Annotated in this window: 8 protein-coding genes, 3 tRNA genes, 3 rRNA genes and 6 pseudogenes; 17 read left to right on the top strand and 3 right to left on the bottom strand. The window is 56.8% G+C overall.

The genetic code is table 11. The features are described 5' to 3' along the window. Nucleotides 1-92: 92 nt before the first annotated feature. From nudC to JZM24_RS07635, 6 genes and pseudogenes are all read left to right on the top strand, one after another. Nucleotides 93-860: pseudogene (gene nudC / locus JZM24_RS07660) on the top strand (NAD(+) diphosphatase). A 48-nt stretch (nt 861-908) separates the two neighbouring features. After that, nucleotides 909-1,973, top strand: a complete 1,065-nt coding sequence (gene hemE / locus JZM24_RS07655) for a uroporphyrinogen decarboxylase (RefSeq protein ID WP_215669223.1) — start codon at nt 909-911, stop codon at nt 1,971-1,973. An 11-nt stretch (nt 1,974-1,984) separates the two neighbouring features. After that, a complete protein-coding gene (gene nfi, locus JZM24_RS07650) occupies nt 1,985-2,680 on the top strand; it encodes a deoxyribonuclease V (protein ID WP_215669222.1) in 696 nt (231 codons plus the stop codon). 57 nt (nt 2,681-2,737) lie between these two features. Continuing rightward, nucleotides 2,738-3,320: pseudogene (locus tag JZM24_RS07645) on the top strand (YjaG family protein). Nucleotides 3,321-3,509: 189 nt separating this feature from the next. After that, nucleotides 3,510-3,782, top strand: coding sequence for a nucleoid-associated protein HU-alpha (gene hupA, locus JZM24_RS07640; RefSeq protein ID WP_215669221.1), 273 nt, complete (start codon nt 3,510-3,512; stop codon nt 3,780-3,782). Nucleotides 3,783-3,864: 82 nt separating this feature from the next. Beyond that, a complete protein-coding gene (locus tag JZM24_RS07635; RefSeq protein WP_215669220.1) occupies nt 3,865-4,512 on the top strand; it encodes a DUF1481 domain-containing protein in 648 nt (215 codons plus the stop codon). A gap of 94 nt (nt 4,513-4,606) precedes the next feature. Here JZM24_RS07635 and purD read toward each other — a convergent pair. Together purD and purH are read right to left on the bottom strand one after the other, a co-directional pair. Next, a pseudogene (gene purD, locus JZM24_RS07630) lies at nt 4,607-5,884 on the bottom strand (phosphoribosylamine--glycine ligase). A 19-nt stretch (nt 5,885-5,903) separates the two neighbouring features. After that, a pseudogene (purH, locus tag JZM24_RS07625) lies at nt 5,904-7,493 on the bottom strand (bifunctional phosphoribosylaminoimidazolecarboxamide formyltransferase/IMP cyclohydrolase). Nucleotides 7,494-8,045: 552 nt separating this feature from the next. Between purH and JZM24_RS07620 the strand changes: the two are divergent. The 10 genes and pseudogenes from JZM24_RS07620 to yjfF all read left to right on the top strand — a co-directional run. Beyond that, nucleotides 8,046-9,587, top strand: a 16S ribosomal RNA gene (locus JZM24_RS07620). 219 nt (nt 9,588-9,806) lie between these two features. Further along, nucleotides 9,807-9,882, top strand: a tRNA-Glu gene (locus tag JZM24_RS07615). 392 nt (nt 9,883-10,274) lie between these two features. After that, nucleotides 10,275-13,279: ribosomal RNA gene (locus JZM24_RS07610) — 23S ribosomal RNA — on the top strand. Between the two features lie 180 nt (nt 13,280-13,459). Continuing rightward, nucleotides 13,460-13,575, top strand: a 5S ribosomal RNA gene (gene rrf / locus JZM24_RS07605). The 16S, 23S and 5S rRNA genes sit together here with 3 tRNA genes alongside, the layout of an rRNA operon. A 135-nt stretch (nt 13,576-13,710) precedes the next feature. Next, nucleotides 13,711-13,787: transfer RNA gene (locus tag JZM24_RS07600), tRNA-Asp, on the top strand. Between the two features lie 8 nt (nt 13,788-13,795). Then, nucleotides 13,796-13,871, top strand: a tRNA-Trp gene (locus tag JZM24_RS07595). A gap of 320 nt (nt 13,872-14,191) precedes the next feature. Then, a complete protein-coding gene (gene ytfQ, locus JZM24_RS07590; RefSeq protein WP_215670051.1) occupies nt 14,192-15,148 on the top strand; it encodes a galactofuranose ABC transporter, galactofuranose-binding protein YtfQ in 957 nt (318 codons plus the stop codon). A gap of 65 nt (nt 15,149-15,213) precedes the next feature. Further along, a pseudogene (locus JZM24_RS07585) lies at nt 15,214-16,734 on the top strand (sugar ABC transporter ATP-binding protein). Further along, nucleotides 16,724-17,743: a galactofuranose ABC transporter, ATP-binding protein YtfT gene (gene ytfT / locus JZM24_RS07580; RefSeq protein ID WP_312884947.1), complete on the top strand. Its 1,020-nt coding sequence runs from the start codon at nt 16,724-16,726 to the stop codon at nt 17,741-17,743. The pseudogene JZM24_RS07585 and the gene ytfT overlap by 11 nt, the downstream one beginning before the upstream one ends. Beyond that, nucleotides 17,743-18,667: pseudogene (gene yjfF / locus JZM24_RS07575) on the top strand (galactofuranose ABC transporter, permease protein YjfF); the annotation flags it as partial. The gene ytfT and the pseudogene yjfF, both read left to right, overlap by 1 nt. A 101-nt stretch (nt 18,668-18,768) precedes the next feature. Here the strand turns inward: yjfF and hdfR are convergent. Then, the gene (hdfR, locus tag JZM24_RS07570; RefSeq protein ID WP_215669219.1) at nt 18,769-19,590 is read right to left on the bottom strand and encodes an HTH-type transcriptional regulator HdfR; all 822 of its coding nucleotides are present in this window, start codon (nt 19,588-19,590) and stop codon (nt 18,769-18,771) included. A 120-nt stretch (nt 19,591-19,710) separates the two neighbouring features. Between hdfR and JZM24_RS07565 the strand changes: the two genes are divergently transcribed. Then, the gene (locus JZM24_RS07565) at nt 19,711-20,049 is read left to right on the top strand and encodes a MaoP family protein (RefSeq protein WP_215669218.1); all 339 of its coding nucleotides are present in this window, start codon (nt 19,711-19,713) and stop codon (nt 20,047-20,049) included. Nucleotides 20,050-20,077 lie beyond the last annotated feature (28 nt).

Here is a 20,077-nt window from a genome sequence, read left to right as displayed (position 1 = left end):
GATAAAAACAACGCTGCGTGACTGATAAATTAAGGCGAGCAAAACGTTAAGGTTTTCTAGCCTGCCAGTGAATAAGAGGTAGTGCAACTAAAATGGAACACGAACTTAGCGGCAATGAACAAGGCTGGTGGGTGGTCAGCCAGGAGGCCAAACTCTGGCTGCCTAAGGGGGAACTGCCATTTGGTAGCGCGGCGGCCGCCGGACTTACCGGCATGCCCGCGCTGCCTATCGGCGAATGGGCGGTGGCCACCGTTTGGCTGGTGCGCCGAACGATGCCGCGGGATATGGGATCGGTACGGCAAATACTTGATGCCGAACCGGGCCTGTTTCAACTTGCCGGACGGGGCGTGCAGCTCGCGGAGTTCTACCGTTCCCATCGCCACTGCGGCTACTGCGGCCACGCTATGCGCCGCAGCAAGACGGAATGGGCCTGTTTGTGCGACCACTGTCACGAACGGTATTACCCACAAATCGCGCCGTGCATCATTGTGGCGATCCGTCGCGATGATCGCATTCTGTTGGCACGCCACAGCCGCCATCGCGGGGAAATCTATACCGTACTGGCCGGCTTTGTCGAAGTGGGGGAGACGCTGGAGCAATGCGTGGCGCGTGAGGTAATGGAGGAGACGCAGGTGCGGGTCAAAAATGTACGTTACGTGACCTCGCAGCCCTGGCCGTTTCCCCATTCGCTGATGATGGCGTTTATGGCCGATTATGACGGTGGCGATATCCGGCACGATCCCCATGAGCTTCTCGACGCCTGATGGTATCGTTACGACGCGCTGCCGCCGCCGCCGCCGGGGACCGTAGCGCGCCGGCTGATTGAAGATACCGTCGCGCTTTGCCGCGCGCATCGGTAAAACCCGGCGCACACGCTACAATTCACCTCTAACAGCAAGGAAACCTGAATGAGTGAATTGAAAAACGACCGTTATTTGCGCGCGCTGCTGCGTCAGTCGGTCGACGTAACGCCCGTTTGGATGATGCGCCAGGCCGGCCGTTATTTGCCGGAATACAAAGCGACGCGCGCCGAGGCCGGTGATTTCATGGCGCTGTGCCGCAATGCCGATCTGGCTTGTGAGGTGACGCTGCAGCCGCTGCGTCGTTTTCCGCTGGATGCCGCCATTTTGTTTTCCGATATTCTCACCGTCCCGGACGCAATGGGGCTGGGTCTGTGGTTTGAACAGGGTGAAGGACCGCGCTTCGCCCGGCCGATTCAGCATCGGCGCGACGTGGAGAAGTTGCCGATACCCGATCCCGAGCAGGAGCTCGGCTATGTGATGAATGCGGTGCGCGCCATCCGACTGCGTTTGCAGGGAGCGGTGCCGTTGATCGGCTTCTCGGGCAGTCCCTGGACGCTGGCCACCTATATGGTGGAAGGTGGCAGCAGCAAGGCCTTTACCAAAATTAAACAGATGCTGTACGCCGAGCCGGAAACGTTACATCTGCTGTTGGATAAACTGGCGGACAGCGTCGTGCTGTACCTCAACGGGCAAATCCGCGCCGGCGCTCAGGCGGTCATGCTGTTCGACACTTGGGGTGGCGCGCTGACCGGCGCCGATTATCGCGAATTTTCGCTGCATTATATGCATAAAATCGTCGACGGCTTACTGCGTGAACACGAAGGCCGCCGGGTGCCGGTGACATTATTTACCAAAGGCGGCGGTCAGTGGCTGGAGGCGATGGCTGCCACCGGCTGCGATGCGCTTGGCCTTGACTGGAGCACCGATATTGCGGACGCCAGCCGCCGGGTCGGCGACAAGGTGGCGCTACAGGGCAACATGGATCCGTCGGTGCTCTATGGCTCGCCGGCGCGCATCGAGCGCGAAGTCGCGACTATTCTGGACGCTTTCGGCCCGGGCGAAGGGCATGTTTTCAATCTCGGGCACGGTATTCATCAGGATGTGCCGCCGGCGCATGCGGGCCATTTCGTGGCAGCGGTACACCGGCTGTCGCCGTCCTATCACCGTTAGGACGTTCAGTTATGGATATCGCTGCACTGCGCGCCGAACAGATAGCCACGGCGGGTAGCGTCATCCGGCACGACGATTTTGCCTTTAGCCATCCCGGGCTTATCGCCGGCGCGGATGTCGGCTTTGAACAGGTGGGCGAGGTGACTCGCGCCGCCATTGCCCTGCTGCGCTTTCCGTCGCTGGAGCTCTTCGAGTTTCAGGTGGCGCGGATCACTACCACGATGCCGTATATTCCCGGCTTTCTGTCGTTTCGCGAATACCCGGTGCTGTTGGCGGCATGGGATAAACTTGGCCGCCGTCCGGATCTGCTGCTGGTGGACGGCCATGGCATCTCGCATCCGCGGCGTCTTGGCGTGGCGAGCCATTTCGGCCTGTTGGTCGATATACCCACCATCGGCGTCGCCAAGCGCCGCTTATGCGGAAAATTCGCGCCGCTGGCGGAAGCACAGGGCGCGCTGGCGCCGCTGATGGACAAGGGGGAGCAAGTGGCGTTGGTGTGGCGCAGTAAATTACGCTGCAATCCGCTGTTTATATCCCCCGGTCATCGGGCGGGGCTGGCATCGGCCTTGCACTGGGTGCAACTTTGCATGCGCGGTTACCGCCTCCCTGAGCCAACGCGCTGGGCGGATGCGGTGGCGTCGAACCGCACGGCTTTCCAGCGCTGGCAGCAGGCGCGGGAGGAAGCGGACTTTTTTCCGCCGCAATAGGGTCCAGGGAAAATTTCAGGTAAACTGCGCGCAAGTTAAAGAGTAATGGGACACCCAATGTTACGTAATCCGATACATTTACGCTTGGAAAAGCTGGCAACATATCACGTTTATGGCGTCCCTGTGCGAGCGTATGTATGCTAATTACCAGCTGTTTTGTCAGCAAACCGGCTTCGGCGACGCGGCCATTTTTCGACGCATTCTGGCTCTCGTCTGGGAGACGTTGATAGTAAAAGATGCTAAGGTCAATTTCGATTTACAGCTGGAAAAGCTGGAGGAAGCGATTCCTGCCGCCGATGATTATGACTTTTATGGCGTTTATCCGGCGATAGACGCCTGCGTTGCCCTGAGTGAACTTTTGCATTCCCGTTTGAGCGGAGAAACGTTGTCGCATGCCATCGTCGTAAGCGAGACGTCTATTCGCAGCGTGGCGATGGTTGAAATGACACAGGCGGAACGGGAAATGACCGAAGAAGCGCTTAATGCGCTGCCGGCAATTGAGCAGGAATGGGATGTGCAATGGGAAATTTATCGTTTATTGGCGGATTGCGAAGATCGTGATATTGAATTGATTAAAGGACTGCGCGCCGCTCTGCGCGAGGCCGTAATTAGCAATATTGGGATAAATTTGCAGCAATAAGGCAGAAAAACGTGATTTAACACCTGTTTTGCGGGTCCATAAGGCTTCACATTAGCACCCTGTCTGGTCTACATTTGGGGGGCGTGAAAAAAGTGGCTATCGGTGCGTGTATGCAGGAGAGTGCTGTCAATCGGCATATCCGTCGCACTCGATGCTTAGCAAGCGATAAACACACTGTAAGGATAACATATGAACAAGACTCAACTGATTGATGTAATTGGTGATAAAGCTGATCTTTCTAAGGCACAAGCGAAGTCGGCGCTGGAATCCACTTTGGCAGCAATTACCGAGTCTCTTAAAGAGGGTGATGCAGTACAATTGGTTGGTTTCGGCACTTTCAAAATTAATCATCGTAGCGAACGCACTGGCCGCAATCCGCAGACTGGCAAAGAAATCAAAATCGCAGCTGCCAACGTGCCTGCCTTTGTTTCTGGTAAAGCATTGAAAGACGCAGTCAAATGAAAGCAGTGTGCAGGTGAAAACAATAAGCAGAGGGGCAATTACGCCCCTTTTGTCTTTGCGGCCGTGTGGTCGCATAGGGCTTATGGCTCTGATGCTGACGGCATGTAGCTACCATCAATCGCCCCCCGCGTTTACCGCCACCGGCTATATCGCCGATCGCGGCGCCATGCGTCTGTGGCGTAAAGACGACACCGCCAGCGGACGCGTGACGCTTGAAAGCGTCTACAGTACCTACCGCGGCGGCGATACCACCGTGACCCGCTATGAATATCAGCAGGGCGAGGTGCGTCAGATTCGCCGTCAGCAGAGCGGAGAGCAGCCTGAAACGATACAGCTTCGCTTCGATGCGCAAGGTCACCTCAGTTTCATGCAGCGTGAGCGCGAACAGCGGCGGGAGTCGCTCAGCGATGACGAGACGGCGCTGTATCAGTTCGAGGCCCGGCGCCTGCTGGATGTCAGCCAGGCGCTGCGCGCCGGCCGCGTCCGGTTAAAGCAGGGGGTTTGGCAGAACGGCGTTATTACGCTTTGCCAGGGCGGGACGGTGGCGCCGAATTTCGATGCGCGCGCGGCAGGCTGGCTGGCTGCCCGTACCCGTCATACGTCGGGTGCATTGGGCATCGCCTGGCTGGAAGCGCCGGAGGGCACCCAACTGCTGCTGGTTGCCAACGAGGATTTCTGTCGCTGGCAGCCGAGTGAGGACGATCTTTATCTCGCCGTGGCAGCTGAATGAGGGCGACCTTTGGCTCGCTTGGCAGCCGAATGAGGACGGTCTTTTGCTCGCCGTGGCAGAGCGGACCAGCGTAGGCCCGCCCCTGGCAGCAGCGTCAGGCGTCGCGGGCGATAGCGCGGTAGCCGATATCGCGGCGGCAGAAACTTTCCCGCCATTTGACGGGCTCGGCCGCGCGGTAGGCCTGCGCATCGGCAACGGTAGCTGCCAGCGCGGTGACGCATAGCACGCGGCCTCCCTGGGTCAGTACCTTGCCCTGATGCAGGCGGGTGCCGGCGTGAAAGATTTTCTCTCCTTCCGCCTCGGTTGCCGGTAGACCGCTGATCTCATCCCCGGTGCGGTAGTCGCCGGGATAGCCTCCCGCCGCCAATACCACACCCAGCGCCGGCCGTTCATCCCACTCGGACCTCTCCTGGTCCAAACGGCCTTCGGTGGCCGCCAGGCAGTGGGCGACCAGATCAGAGCGCATGCGCAGCATGATAGGTTGGGTTTCCGGATCGCCAAAGCGGCAGTTGAACTCAATCACCTTCGGCTGACCATCAGGTCTTATCATCAAACCGGCATACAAGAAGCCGGTATAGACATTGCCTTCCGCCGCCATCCCCTTGACCGTTGGCCAAATGACCTGCTCCATTACCCGGCGGTGCACCTCATCGGTCACTACCGGCGCCGGAGAATAGGCGCCCATGCCGCCGGTATTTGGCCCGGTATCTCCATCGCCGACGCGCTTGTGATCCTGGCTGGTGGCCATTGGCAACACATGCTCACCGTCCACCATGACAATAAAGCTGGCCTCTTCGCCCTCGAGAAATTCTTCGATGACAATACGATGCCCGGCATCGCCAAAGGCATTACCGGCCAGCATATCGTTGACGGCAGATTCCGCTTCCACCGGCGTCATGGCGAAGATTACGCCTTTTCCGGCGGCCAGGCCGTCCGCTTTGATGACGATCGGCGCCCCTTGCTGACGCACATAGTCCAGCGCCGGCGCAACCTCGGTAAAGTTTTCATAGCGCGCGGTCGGTATACCGTGACGGGCGAGAAAGTCTTTGCTGAAAGCTTTGGAGTCTTCCAACTGCGCGGCGGCCTGCGTCGGGCCGAAAATCTTCAGATCGGCGGCGCGGAAGGCATCCACCACGCCCTGCACCAGCGGCGCTTCAGGGCCGACAATGGTCAGCCCGATGTGATGCTACCGGGCGAAGGCGACCAGCGCCGGAATATCAGTGGCGTCGCTATCCACATTTTGCAGCGTCGGCTCCAGCGCGGTGCCGGCATTGCCGGGCGCGACATAGACATTGTCGGCAAGCGTCGACTGCGCGGCTTTCCAGGCCAAGGCGTGTTCACGTCCACCGTTGCCGATAATTAAAATATTCATGGCGAGCTAACTCCTGAGCTTAATGGCGGAAATGACGCATATGGGTGAAGATCATGGCAATGCCATGCTCATTGGCGGCGGTGATGACTTCATTATCGCGAATCGATCCACCTGGCTGAATGACGCAACGCACACCTACCGCCGCCGCGGCATCAATACCGTCGCGGAAGGGGAAGAAGGCATCTGAGGCCATCGCCGAACCCTTGACGTCCAGACCTTCGTCCGCCGCCTTGATGCCGGCGATTTTTGCCGAATAAACGCGGCTCATTTGCCCGGCGCCGATACCGATGGTGCGCTGGTCGCGGGCATAAACGATGGCGTTGGATTTCACGTACTTGGCCACTTTCCAGCAGAACAGCGCATCGCGCATTTCCTCGTCGGTCGGCTGGCGCTAGGTAACCACACTCAAATCCTGCAGGTCCACCATGCCGACATCGCGCTCCTGCACCAGCAGGCCGCCGTTAACCCGTTTGAAATCCAATCCCGGCGACGGCTGTTGCAAAGTGCCGCAGGCCAGTACCCGCACGTTCTGCTTGCCGGCCAGCACGGCCAGAGCGTCGTCGTCGACCGTAGGCGCGATGATGACCTCGACAAACTGGCGACTCACAATCGCTTTGGCGGTATCGGCGTCCAGCGGCCGGTTGAAAGCGATAATCCCGCCAAACGCGGACGTCGGGTCGGTCTGGTAGGCGCGATCATAGGCCGACAACATGGTATCGCCGGTAGCCACGCCGCACGGGTTGGCATGCTTGACAATAACGCAAGCCGCCTCGCTAAAGGTTTTTACGCATTCGAGCGCCGCATCGGTATCGTCGATATTATTGTAAGAAAGCGCCTTCCCCTGCAGCTGCTGCGCGGTGGCCACCGACGCTTCCGGCGTTTCGGGATCGGTATAAAACGCCGCCATCTGGTGGCTGTTCTCGCCGTAGCGCATATCCTGTTTCTTGATAAAATTAAGATTGAGGGTGCGCGGGAAGCGGCCGGAATGCTGCTTAGCATCGCCGTGATAGGCCGGCACCTGGCTGCCGAAATAGTTGGCAATCATACTGTCATAGGCGGCGGTGTGTTCAAAGGCCTTGATAGCGAGGTCGAAACGGGTCTCCAGGGTGAGCGAGCCGCTGTGCTGATCCATTTCCGCCACCACCGCGGGATAGTCGGCGCTATTGACCACAATGGCGACATCTTTATGGTTCTTGGCGGCGGAGCGCACCATGGTCGGGCCACCGATATCAATATTTTCCACCGCCTCTTCACGGGTACACTCCGCGCGCGCCACCGTGGCGGCAAAGGGATACAGGTTAACGACCACCATGTCGATTGGGGCAATGTTGTGCTCGCGCATTATGGCGTCATCGATATCGCGCCGGCCCAGGATCCCGCCATGCACTTTGGGATGCAGCGTTTTGACCCGCCCGTCCATCATTTCGGGAAAGCCCGTATAGTCGGACACTTCGGTGACCGGTAGACCCGCTTCGGCCAGCAGGCGGGCGGTGCCGCCGGTGGAAAGCAGCTCAACGCCGCGCTTGGACAGCGACCGGGCGAACGCCAGAATACCGGTTTTATCGGAAACGCTGAGCAGCGCGCGACGGACAGGACGTGGTGGTTTCATGGCAAATGACCCTTGATATGAATAGCAATGATGTTACTTGTATTGATTGGCAATGCCGGAGTGGCATTTCGCCCGCGGTCACCTGACCCGGACGGGAAAAGGTTGCCTGAACTGTAGCGAAAACGATTGCGCTATGCTCGCCAAATTTTGTCTCTGTGCCCTGGGTTGTGGATAAGTTTGTGTAAAAGCAGGTATAAGCCGGTATTTGCTGTGGAAAGCAGCAAACAGGCGGAATTGGTGAAAATAGCGGTTGCCACGGGGCCGGAACCCCCTATAGTGCGCCTTCATTGTCCGGTCTCTTACCGCTTAGGCGTAGCAGGCTGAACGATGCAGAAGTTGGCCTGGCAGGCTGACTCTGTAAGAGGAAGGCGTAATATACGCCGCCCGCGCCGGTCGAGAAAACAGCCTCCCGGCACTGCTCTTTAACAATTTATCAGACAATCTGTGTGGGCACTCACAAGACGATATCGATACACGAAATATCGAGTCTTGAAGAGTGAACAACGAATATTCTTATGAATACCGGTTTTAATTCTTTGAGCATCAAGCTTTTAATTGAAGAGTTTGATCATGGCTCAGATTGAACGCTGGCGGCAGGCCTAACACATGCAAGTCGAGCGGCAGCGGGAAGAAGCTTGCTTCTTTGCCGGCGAGCGGCGGACGGGTGAGTAATGTCTGGGGATCTGCCCGATGGCGGGGGATAACTACTGGAAACGGTAGCTAATACCGCATAACGTCGCAAGACCAAAGTGGGGGACCTTCGGGCCTCACACCATCGGATGAACCCAGATGGGATTAGCTAGTAGGTGGGGTAATGGCTCACCTAGGCGACGATCCCTAGCTGGTCTGAGAGGATGACCAGCCACACTGGAACTGAGACACGGTCCAGACTCCTACGGGAGGCAGCAGTGGGGAATATTGCACAATGGGGGAAACCCTGATGCAGCCATGCCGCGTGTGTGAAGAAGGCCTTCGGGTTGTAAAGCACTTTCAGCGGGGAGGAAGGCGGTGGCGTTAATAGCGCTATCGATTGACGTTACCCGCAGAAGAAGCACCGGCTAACTCCGTGCCAGCAGCCGCGGTAATACGGAGGGTGCAAGCGTTAATCGGAATTACTGGGCGTAAAGCGTACGCAGGCGGTCTGTTAAGTCAGATGTGAAATCCCCGGGCTTAACCTGTGAACTGCATTTGAAACTGGCAGGCTAGAGTCTCGTAGAGGGGGGTAGAATTCCAGGTGTAGCGGTGAAATGCGTAGAGATCTGGAGGAATACCGGTGGCGAAGGCGGCCCCCTGGACGAAGACTGACGCTCAGGTACGAAAGCGTGGGGAGCAAACAGGATTAGATACCCTGGTAGTCTACGCTGTAAACGATGTCGATTTGAAGGTTGTGGCCTTGAGCCGTGGCTTTCGGAGCTAACGCGTTAAATCGACCGCCTGGGGAGTACGGCCGCAAGGTTAAAACTCAAATGAATTGACGGGGGCCCGCACAAGCGGTGGAGCATGTGGTTTAATTCGATGCAACGCGAAGAACCTTACCTACTCTTGACATCCAGAGAACTAAGCAGAGATGCTTTGGTGCCTTCGGGAACTCTGAGACAGGTGCTGCATGGCTGTCGTCAGCTCGTGTTGTGAAATGTTGGGTTAAGTCCCGCAACGAGCGCAACCCTTATCCTTTGTTGCCAGCGATTCGGTCGGGAACTCAAAGGAGACTGCCGGTGATAAACCGGAGGAAGGTGGGGATGACGTCAAGTCATCATGGCCCTTACGAGTAGGGCTACACACGTGCTACAATGGCGCATACAAAGAGAAGCGATCTCGCGAGAGTCAGCGGACCTCATAAAGTGCGTCGTAGTCCGGATTGGAGTCTGCAACTCGACTCCATGAAGTCGGAATCGCTAGTAATCGTGGATCAGAATGCCACGGTGAATACGTTCCCGGGCCTTGTACACACCGCCCGTCACACCATGGGAGTGGGTTGCAAAAGAAGTAGGTAGCTTAACCTTCGGGAGGGCGCTTACCACTTTGTGATTCATGACTGGGGTGAAGTCGTAACAAGGTAACAGTAGGGGAACCTGCGGTTGGATCACCTCCTTATCAAAACGATACGTTAAGTGACGTGTCCACACAGATTGTCTGATAACTGTCACGAGCAAAGCAGCCCGTCGGCGGCTTTTTCCTGTTCGCCTGGCGAACGGGGGTAAAGCTATCGGCGGCTGGGCGACGACGTTAACGGCGCTTTTGCGGTCAGGGTTACCTGACTTAAAGCGGTCTCTGCCGCGTAAAAGTCATGCGATACGTTGCCCGCGTTTTCGTGTCCCCTTCGTCTAGTGGCCTAGGACACTGCCCTTTCACGGCGGTAACAGGGGTTCGAACCCCCTAGGGGACGCCACTTTGCTTTTTATTTCAGAGCGCGTTTATCAAGCGAGCTGCGAAATACCGCTCTTTAACAATCCGGAACAAGCTGAAAATTTGAAACACATGCTGAAGTGCAAACTCAGTATGCGAGTCTCTCAAACGAAGTAAGCAAACCTGAGATAACGCGTAAGCGTTATCACTGTAGCGCGACAGGCACTGTTGTCTCCGCGCGGTCTTCGCAGACTACGCCGGGTCTCGCCTGTATGGCGATACTCGAGCGAGACGGCGCGAACGGCTGAAAGCCCAGGCGCACGGCACGCAGGCACCGCGGTGGACTGTATGTCCATGAGGATGCCGAGTACCGCGCAACGCCGGATTTCGGTCGTGCAGCCTGTCGGACAAGGTGCAGACAGCTCAGGGTTGTGAGGTTAAGTGACTAAGCGTACACGGTGGATGCCTAGGCAGTCAGAGGCGATGAAGGACGTGCTAATCTGCGAAAAGCGCCGGTGAGCTGATATGAAGCGTTATCAGCCGGCGATGTCCGAATGGGGAAACCCGGTGCAATTCGTTGCATCATCGTTAAGTGAATCCATAGCTTAACGAGGCGAACCAGGGGAACTGAAACATCTCAGTACCCTGAGGAAAAGAAATCAACCGAGATTCCCCCAGTAGCGGCGAGCGAACGGGGAACAGCCCAGAGCCATCATCAGCTTGCGCATCAGGAGAACGGTCTGGAAAGTCCGGCGACAGAGGGTGATAGCCCCGTATCCGAAGGTGCGCTTGTTGTGAGCTCGATGAGTAGGGCGGGACACGTGATATCCTGTCTGAAGATGGGGGGACCATCCTCCAAGGCTAAATACTCCTGACTGACCGATAGTGAACCAGTACCGTGAGGGAAAGGCGAAAAGAACCCCGGCGAGGGGAGTGAAATAGAACCTGAAACCGTGTACGTACAAGCAGTGGGAGCATCCTTTGGGGTGTGACTGCGTACCTTTTGTATAATGGGTCAGCGACTTATATTCTGTAGCAAGGTTAACCGTATAGGGGAGCCGCAGGGAAACCGAGTCTTAACTGGGCGTCTAGTTGCAGGGTATAGACCCGAAACCCGGTGATCTAGCCATGGGCAGGTTGAAGGTTGGGTAACACTAACTGGAGGACCGAACCGACTAATGTTGAAAAATTAGCGGATGACTTGTGGCTGGGGGTGAAAGGCCAATCAAACCGGGAGATAGCTGGTTCTCCCCGAAAGCTATTTAGGTAGCGCCTCGTGAAGTCATCTACGGGGGTAGAGCACTGTTTCGGCTAGGGGTCCATCCCGGATTACCAACCCGATGCAAACTGCAAATACCGTAGAATGTTATCACGGGAGACACACGGCGGGTGCTAACGTCCGTCGTGAAGAGGGAAACAACCCAGACCGCCAGCTAAGGTCCCAAATTCATGGTTAAGTGGGAAACGATGTGGGAAGGCCCAGACAGCCAGGATGTTGGCTTAGAAGCAGCCATCATTTAAAGAAAGCGTAATAGCTCACTGGTCGAGTCGGCCTGCGCGGAAGATGTAACGGGGCTAAACCATGCACCGAAGCTGCGGCAGCGGACGTATCACTTAAAACGCTTCACGCGACGGCGAGCCGGCGCGTGCAAGCCACATTCCCGTTGAGTCGGCGACAGCCGGACACGGGCCAGGCGTTTTAAGGATACGTCCGTTGGGTAGGGGAGCGTTCTGTAAGCCTGCGAAGGTGGCCTGTGATGGCTGCTGGAGGTATCAGAAGTGCGAATGCTGACATAAGTAACGATAAAGCGGGTGAAAAGCCCGCTCGCCGGAAGACCAAGGGTTCCTGTTCAACGTTAATCGGAGCAGGGTGAGTCGACCCCTAAGGCAAGGCCGAAAGGCGTAGTCGATGGGAAACAGGTTAATATTCCTGTACTGGGTGTGACTGCGAAGGGGGGACGGAGAAAGCTAGGTTCGCCGGGCGACGGTTGTCCCGGTTCAAGCGTGCAGGTGGAAAGAGCAGGCAAATCCGCTCTTTCATAACACTGAGGCGTAATGACGAGCCACCACGGTGGTGAAGGAATTGATGCTACGCTTCCAGGAAAAGCCTCTAAGCTCCAGGTCACATCGAATCGTACCCCAAACCGACACAGGTGGTCAGGTAGAGAATACCCAGGCGCTTGAGAGAACTCGGGTGAAGGAACTAGGCAAAATGGTGCCGTAACTTCGGGAGAAGGCACGCTGTCACGTAGGTGGAGGGCCTTGCGCCCCGAGCTGAAGCCAGTCGCAGATACCAGCTGGCTGCAACTGTTTATTAAAAACACAGCACTGTGCAAACACGAAAGTGGACGTATACGGTGTGACGCCTGCCCGGTGCCGGAAGGTTAATTGATGGGGTTATCCGTAAGGAGAAGCTCTTGATCGAAGCCCCGGTAAACGGCGGCCGTAACTATAACGGTCCTAAGGTAGCGAAATTCCTTGTCGGGTAAGTTCCGACCTGCACGAATGGCGTAATGATGGCCAGGCTGTCTCCACCCGAGACTCAGTGAAATTGAACTCGCCGTGAAGATGCGGTGTACCCGCGGCAAGACGGAAAGACCCCGTGAACCTTTACTATAGCTTGACACTGAACATTGAGCCTTGATGTGTAGGATAGGTGGGAGGCTTTGAAGTGTGGACGCCAGTCTGCATGGAGCCAACCTTGAAATACCACCCTTTAATGTTTGATGTTCTCACTCAGGCCCGTTATCCGGGCCGAGGACAGTGTCTGGTGGGTAGTTTGACTGGGGCGGTCTCCTCCCAAAGTGTAACGGAGGAGCACGAAGGTTAGCTAATCACGGTCGGACATCGTGAGGTTAGTGCAAAGGCATAAGCTAGCTTGACTGCGAGAGTGACGGCTCGAGCAGGTGCGAAAGCAGGTCTTAGTGATCCGGTGGTTCTGCATGGAAGGGCCATCGCTCAACGGATAAAAGGTACTCCGGGGATAACAGGCTGATACCGCCCAAGAGTTCATATCGACGGCGGTGTTTGGCACCTCGATGTCGGCTCATCACATCCTGGGGCTGAAGTAGGTCCCAAGGGTATGGCTGTTCGCCATTTAAAGTGGTACGCGAGCTGGGTTTAGAACGTCGTGAGACAGTTCGGTCCCTATCTGCCGTGGGCGCTGGAAGATTGAGAGGGGCTGCTCCTAGTACGAGAGGACCGGAGTGGACGCACCACTGGTGTTCGGGTTGTCATGCCAATGGCATTGCCCGGTAGCTACGTGCGGAAAAGATAACCGCTGAAAGCATCTAAGTGGGAAACTTGCCTCGAGATGAGTCTTCCCTGAGGCCTTGAGCCTCCTGAAGGGACGTTGAAGACGATGACGTTGATAGGTCGGGTGTGTAAGCGCTGCGAGACGTTGAGCTAACCGATACTAATGACCCGTGAGACTTAACCTTACAACACCTGAGCTGTTTGAGAGCGTGTGCGAGACGAGAGCGAAAGCGAACGTTGACGTCAAAAACGCAAGAGACGAGACGATATCAGCGATGTTCCGGATAATGCCCGACGGTCACGCAAGTGATGGTCGGGCGGCAAGAGCAGTCTGTGCGGCGGGAGCGGCACGGAGAGAGAATTTGCCTGGCGGCACTAGCGCGGTGGTCCCACCTGACCCCATGCAGAACTCAGAAGTGAAACGCCGTAGCGCCGATGGTAGTGTGGGGTCTCCCCATGCGAGAGTAGGGAGCTGCCAGGCATCCAATACGTCGCACCGGGTCAGCACGGGGTGACAAGCAGGTTCAACAGGCAGCGCGAGCTGCGGTAACACCCGGGATGGTCAAACAGGCGTCTGACCACGCTCATGTTAATCCGGCGGGTGTAGTGATTCGGTGGTGCGGTAGTTCAGTCGGTTAGAATACCGGCCTGTCACGCCGGGGGGCGCGGGTTCGAGTCCCGTCCGCACCGCCACCCTATTTAGGGGCGTAGTTCAATTGGTAGAGCACCGGTCTCCAAAACCGGGTGTTGGGAGTTCGAGTCTCTCCGCCCCTGCCAGCCATGGAAAACCCTTCGCAAACGCGAAGGGTTTTTTTGCCCGATGGTTTTTGCCCCATACTGTCGTTTCCCCCTACATCGACGCCCGGTCCGAATCAGCTAAACATATGCACAAAAACACTGTTCGTTCAGGGTGTGATGCCGCTCATCATAATTATTTTCATTTCTATTAAAACTAATTAACACCTACAGGCAATAAGGGAGATGTGTTCATTACTCATCCAGCAATACCGTCCCAAAAAGCGCCCGGCCATTAGCCGCTGGCCGAAGGCCGGGTGCGCCTCACCCTGCAAAAAGAGAAAAATAAGGAAGGTCACATGATGGTCAAGCGCATGATAATTGCTTTGGCGGTAAGCGTTGCCTTGGGTCAGGCGGCGCAGGTGGCAGCACCGGTGGTGGGTTTCTCGCAAATTGGTTCGGAATCCGGCTGGCGTTCGGCGGAAACCAAAGTCGCGAAAAACGAAGCGGAAAAACGCGGCATTACACTGAAAATCGCCGATGCGCAGCAAAAACAGGAAAACCAAATTAAAGCGGTACGCTCCTTTATCGCACAGGGGGTGGACGCCATCTTTATTGCGCCGGTGGTGGCCACCGGCTGGACGCCCGTCTTGCAAGAGGCCAAGGAAGCCAAAATCCCCGTATTTTTGCTGGACCGCATGATAGAGGTCAATGACCCATCGCTTTATACCTCCGCCGTTGCCTCTGATAGCGTGCATGAGGGTAAAGTCGCCGGCGAGTGGCTGGCGAAGGACGTAGGCGATAAAGCCTGTAACGTGGTGGAACTGCAGGGCACGGTCGGCGCCAGCGTCGCTATCAACCGTAAAAAAGGGTTTGCAGACGGCATCAGCGGGCACTACAATATCAGGATCATAAGTTCGCAGTCCGGCGATTTTACCCGCAGTAAGGGAAAAGAGGTGATGGAAAGCTTTATCAAAGCCGAACAAAACGGCAAGAACATCTGCGCCGTTTACGCCCATAACGATGATATGGCCATCGGTGCTATCCAGGCTATTAAAGATGCGGGTTTGAAACCCGGTTCGCAGATCAAAGTGATCTCAATTGACGGCGTTCCAGACATTTTCAAAGCCATGATGAACGGCGAAGCCAATGCCACGGTCGAGTTGACGCCAAACATGGCAGGCCCGGCATTCGATGCGCTGCTGGCGATGAAGAAGGACGGTAAGGCGCCACCGAAGTTCATCCAGACCGACTCACGGTTGTTGCTGCCGGATACCGCCAAGCAAGAATATGACGCCAAGCAGAGCATGGGTTACTAACAACGGTGACGACTTCGCCGCCTGTTAGGGTAACGGCTGGTGTATCAGTGACGGGGGAAACAGGCATGGCATCCGCACCGCTATTGGAGCTTAAAGGCGTCAGCGTGGAATTTCCCGGCGTAAAATCCCTCCAGCAAGTGGACTTTACCCTGCATAGCGGCGAGGTGGTTGCGCTGTTGGGAGAGAATGGCGCGGGTAAATCAACGCTGATAAAAGCGCTTACCGGTGTATATCGGCGGTCGGCCGGCGAAATCCTTCTTGCTGGCCGGGTGGTGGATCCCAAAGATACCGCCGACGCGCAAGTCATGGGGATCGGGACCGTCTATCAGGAGGTCAACCTGCTGCCGAATCTGTCGGTGGCAGCCAATCTTTTTATCGGCCGTGAGCCTGTTTCCTTCGGTCTGGTCTCGCACCGGAAAATGAATGCCCGCGCCCGGCAGATTTTGGCCCAATACGGCTTGGCGGTCGATGTTAGCCAGCCCTTGGCCAATTACTCCATCGCGATACAGCAAATCGTGGCTATCGCCCGGGCGGTGGATCTTTCCGCGCTGGTATTGATCCTTGACGAGCCTACCGCCAGCCTGGACGCGAATGAAGTCGCGATGTTGCTTGCTATATTACGTCAGTTGCGCGACGAAGGCGTCGGGATGATCTTCGTTACGCATTTCCTCTATCAGGTCTATCAAATCAGCGATCGCATCACCGTGCTGCGCAACGGTCAACTGGTCGGCACCCGCGACGCCGCCACGTTACCACGGCTGGAATTGGTGCAAATGATGCTGGGTAAGATGTTTAATGAGGCGGACTTGAAACGCTCCGACCGGCCGGTGAGTCGTGCGGATCCCTTGGTGGCTTTTCACTAATACGGCCGGCGCGGCATGGTGGAGCCTTTTGATTTGCAGGTGCGGCCAGGCGAAATCGTCGGCCTGGCTGGGTTGCTGGGGTCCGGCCGTACCGAAACCGCGCAACTGCTGTTTGGTATTAAACCTGCGGACAGCGGCGACGCCCGCCTGGCCGGAAAACGTATTCATCTCACGAACCCGCGCCGGGCCGCCCATCTCGGTTTCGGCTATTGCCCGGAAGACCGAAAAAATGAGGGCATTATCGGTTCCGCCACGGTGCGTGAAAACATCATCCTGGCGCTACAGGCGCAGCGCGGCTGGTTCCGGCCGTTGCCGTTACGGGAGCAATTGCGCATCAGCGAGTCCTTTATTCGCCTGTTGAGTATCCGCACCCCCGGCCCGGAACAGGAGATTCAGTATCTCTCCGGGGGCAATCAGCAGAAAGTATTGTTGTCACGCTGGTTGGCTACACAGCCGCGCTTTTTGATTTTGGATGAGCCCACCCGCGGTATCGATCTCGGCGCCCATGCGGATATCATCCGTGCGATCGAGGCGCTGTGCGCCGACGGCATGGCGCTGCTGGTTATCTCGTCGGAGCTGGAAGAAATGGCCGGCTATGCTGACCGCATCATTGTATTACGCGACCGGCGGCACGTGGCCGAGCTGGAGTGCCAACAGATTTCGGTTGCCGGCATTATGCAGGCTATCGCCGCGCAACCCGAGGAGGCCGCCCTTGAGCAGTAAACCCTTATCCACCACACCGGCCGGCGCGCGGCGGATACGCTGGAGCATGCCCGCAGGCAGCACGCAATGTCTGGCGCTGCTGGCCATTTTGCTTATCGATGGTCTGGTCTCGCCGCATTTTTTCTCGCTGCATATTCAGGACGGCAGGCTGTTCGGCAGCCTGATTGACATCATCAACCGCGGCGCGCCGGTGGCGCTATTGGCACTGGGCATGACGCTGGTTATCGCTACGGGCGACATCGACCTTTCCGTCGGCGCGGTGATGGCGATCGCCGGTGCGGTAGCGGCGACGCTCATCGATCATAACGTCGCGCTACCGTTGGCGCTGGGCGCGGCATTGGCCGCCGGCGTTATATGTGGATTGTGGAACGGTTTTCTTATCGCCGTGCTGTGGATGCAACCGATTGTCGCCACGCTGATCCTCATGGTAGCCGGCCGCGGTGTGGCGCAGCTGATTACCGAAGGCCAGATTGTGACTTTCGATGATGCGACGTTTGGCAAAATCGGCCACGGGGCGTTGCTATGGTTACCGGTTCCGGTGATTATCGCCGTCGCGATGCTGATGCTGTTGTGGGGGCTGACCCGCAAAACCGCGCTCGGGCTCTTTATCGAGGCTGCCGGCATCAACATTCGTTCTGCGCATAACGCCGGGGTCAACACGCGTCTGGTGCTGATGGTGGTGTATATGCTGTGCGGGCTGTGCGCCGCCGTTGCCGGTATTATTATTACCGCCGATATTCAGGGGGCAGATGCCAACAATGCCGGTCTGTGGCTGGAGCTGGACGCCATTTTGGCGGTGGTCATCGGGGGTGGCTCGCTTTTGGGCGGCCGTTTCCATTTGCTGTTATCGGTAGTGGGAGCGCTCATTCTTCAGGGCATGAACACCGGTATCTTGCTTTCCGGCTTTCAGCCCGAATTCAACCTGGTGGTGAAAGCGATTGTGGTGCTACTGGTCCTGATGGTGCAGTCGCCGCGAATAACGCTGTCAAAGCTCTGGAGGCGCCGCTGATGATGAAACGAAACTTGCCATTGGTGATGACGATCGTGGGGTTTATTGGCGGTTACCTGTACTGCCTGAGCCAATATCCGGGTTTTGCCTCAACGCGGGTCCTTGGCGATCTGCTGACCGATAACGCTTTTCTGGGTATTGTGGCGGTGGGAATGACCTTTGTGATTCTTTCTCTCCGGCGGTATTGATTTGTCGGTGGGGTCGACAATTGCGTTCACCGGCGTGTTGCTGGCGAAAATGATTGGGGAGTATGGCGTCCCGCCCGGGCTGGCTTTCGTTATCGTGCTGGTGCTGGGCGCACTGTATGGCGCGCTGACCGGCTGGATTATCGATGCTTTGCGCCTGCCGGCATTTATTATTACCCTGGCCAGTATGTTTTTCCTGCGCGGCATGAGTTTTATCTTGTCGCGCGAGTCGGTTCCTATTATACACCCGTGGTACGATCTGCTGGCTAATTATGCTTGGCGACTGCCCGGCGGCGGCAGGCTGACCTTGCTGGCGCTTATCATGTTGTTGGTGGCGGCGGCGGGGATGGTGTTGGCGCACCGCACACGCTTTGGCCATTACGTTTACGCGATGGGCGGCAACGGTTACTCGGCCGCCATGATGGGCGTGCCGGTGAAAAGCATGACGGTGCGGATCTATATGCTATTGAGTTCCCTGGCGGTGTTATCAGGTATCGTGTTTTCTCATTATACCTCAGCAGGCTATGCGCTGGCGGCCAGCGGCGTGGAGCTGGATGCAATCGCGGCGGTGGTCATCGGCTGAACGTTATTGACCGTCGGCGTCGGCACCCTGTTTGGCGTGCTGATCCAGGGGCTGATCCAGACTTATATCACCTTTGACGGAACGCTCAGTTCCTGGTGGACCAAGATTGTCATCGGTATTCTGTTGTTCGGTTTTATCGGCCTGCAGAAAGGGTTAAACGCTTTCTGCAGGCGCGCCGTGGAAACGGTACCGCAGTGGCGGTCCGGCCCGCGCAGATGAGTGCAACCGCGCCACTCTGTGCGTCGCACCGCGAGCCGCTATAGCACGGCGGTTTTCAACAGCTGCCGAATCATCGGGCGCTGATCGCTGTTTTGCAACCATACTGCATACAGCGGACGGACTATCGATGGCACATCGTTAACCGGCCGCAAATCCGCAAAGCGTTTGGCCCAATGGCTGGGCAAAAAGGCGCAGGCGGCGGTGACCTGCAACAGCTGGCGTGTCAACTGCGCCGAGGTCGTGGTGACCAGCGGCGCCTGCTGGTTTAACTGCAGCCGGTTTTCGTGCGTGTGAAAATCCGCACCCCATTCAAGCTGAATATAGGGTCGTTTTTCGCTTACCGACGCGCCGTTGGCATCGGTAAACAGCGTCAGGGAGAAGCTGCCGAGCTGCTGACTGGCCAATTCTTCCATTTTCGGCGCTTCGGTAGTAATCAGCAAATCCAATTGGCGTTCGTGCAGCTCTTTAATCAGCCCTTGACGCAGGGCAATACGCGCTTCCAGTTGCAAATCCGGCCACTGCTGATAAAGATTTTGCAGCCATTCCCCCAGCCACGCCTCCCACAGCGAGGCGCTGGCGCCGATGGATAGCGGATTGTGCTGCAACGAACGGGTTACTTCTTGCTTGGCGACCTGCCAGGTCACCATCAGATTTTCGGCATAGGGCAGCAGCCGTTCTCCCGCTGCGGTCAGGCGGATATTATTGCGATGGCGGGTAAACAGGCTGACGCTAAGCTGCGTTTCCAATTGACGGATGCGAAAACTCACCGCAGATTGTGTCAAATAGAGCGCTTCCGCCGCACGCCCGAAATGTCGGGTACGGCTTACCTCCAAGAATGTTTTCAGTAATTCCGTGTCCACTGCGCTCCCCAAAAAAATTTTGTCGTACTGATTAAAATGTTTCGTTTTACAGAAAGTCAAGCCTAACTAATACTCCGCGCCATAAACAGCATGGCTCATGTAGAGATGGGAGCGCGTAAGATGGCGGAAAGCTTTTTTACTACTAATCGTTATTTTGATAACAAAAATTACCCTCGCGGCTTCTCCCGGCATGGTCATTTTACCATTCGGGAAGCGCAATTATTGGAGCGTTGCGGCCATGCCTACAATGACCTGGACAGCGGCAAACGGGAGCCTGTGACCGATGATGAGCGGCAGTTTGTTGCGGTGTGCCACGGTGAACTTGCCCCCACCAATGAACATGAAAAGGTTTGGTTCAAGTACATAGAGCATACTCGCCGCCCCAAGCGTTTTCATACCCTTTCCGGCGGTAAACCGCAGATGGATGTGGTGGAAGACTACACTGACACTGAAGATTGATAAAGAAGGGGCTGCGGCCCCTTTGTTC

The organism is Candidatus Sodalis endolongispinus, assembly GCF_018777395.1.
Classification (GTDB): domain Bacteria; phylum Pseudomonadota; class Gammaproteobacteria; order Enterobacterales; family Enterobacteriaceae; genus Sodalis_B; species Sodalis_B endolongispinus.
Note: the sequence above shows the minus strand (reverse complement) of the source record. Positions and strands in the feature narration are given on the sequence as shown.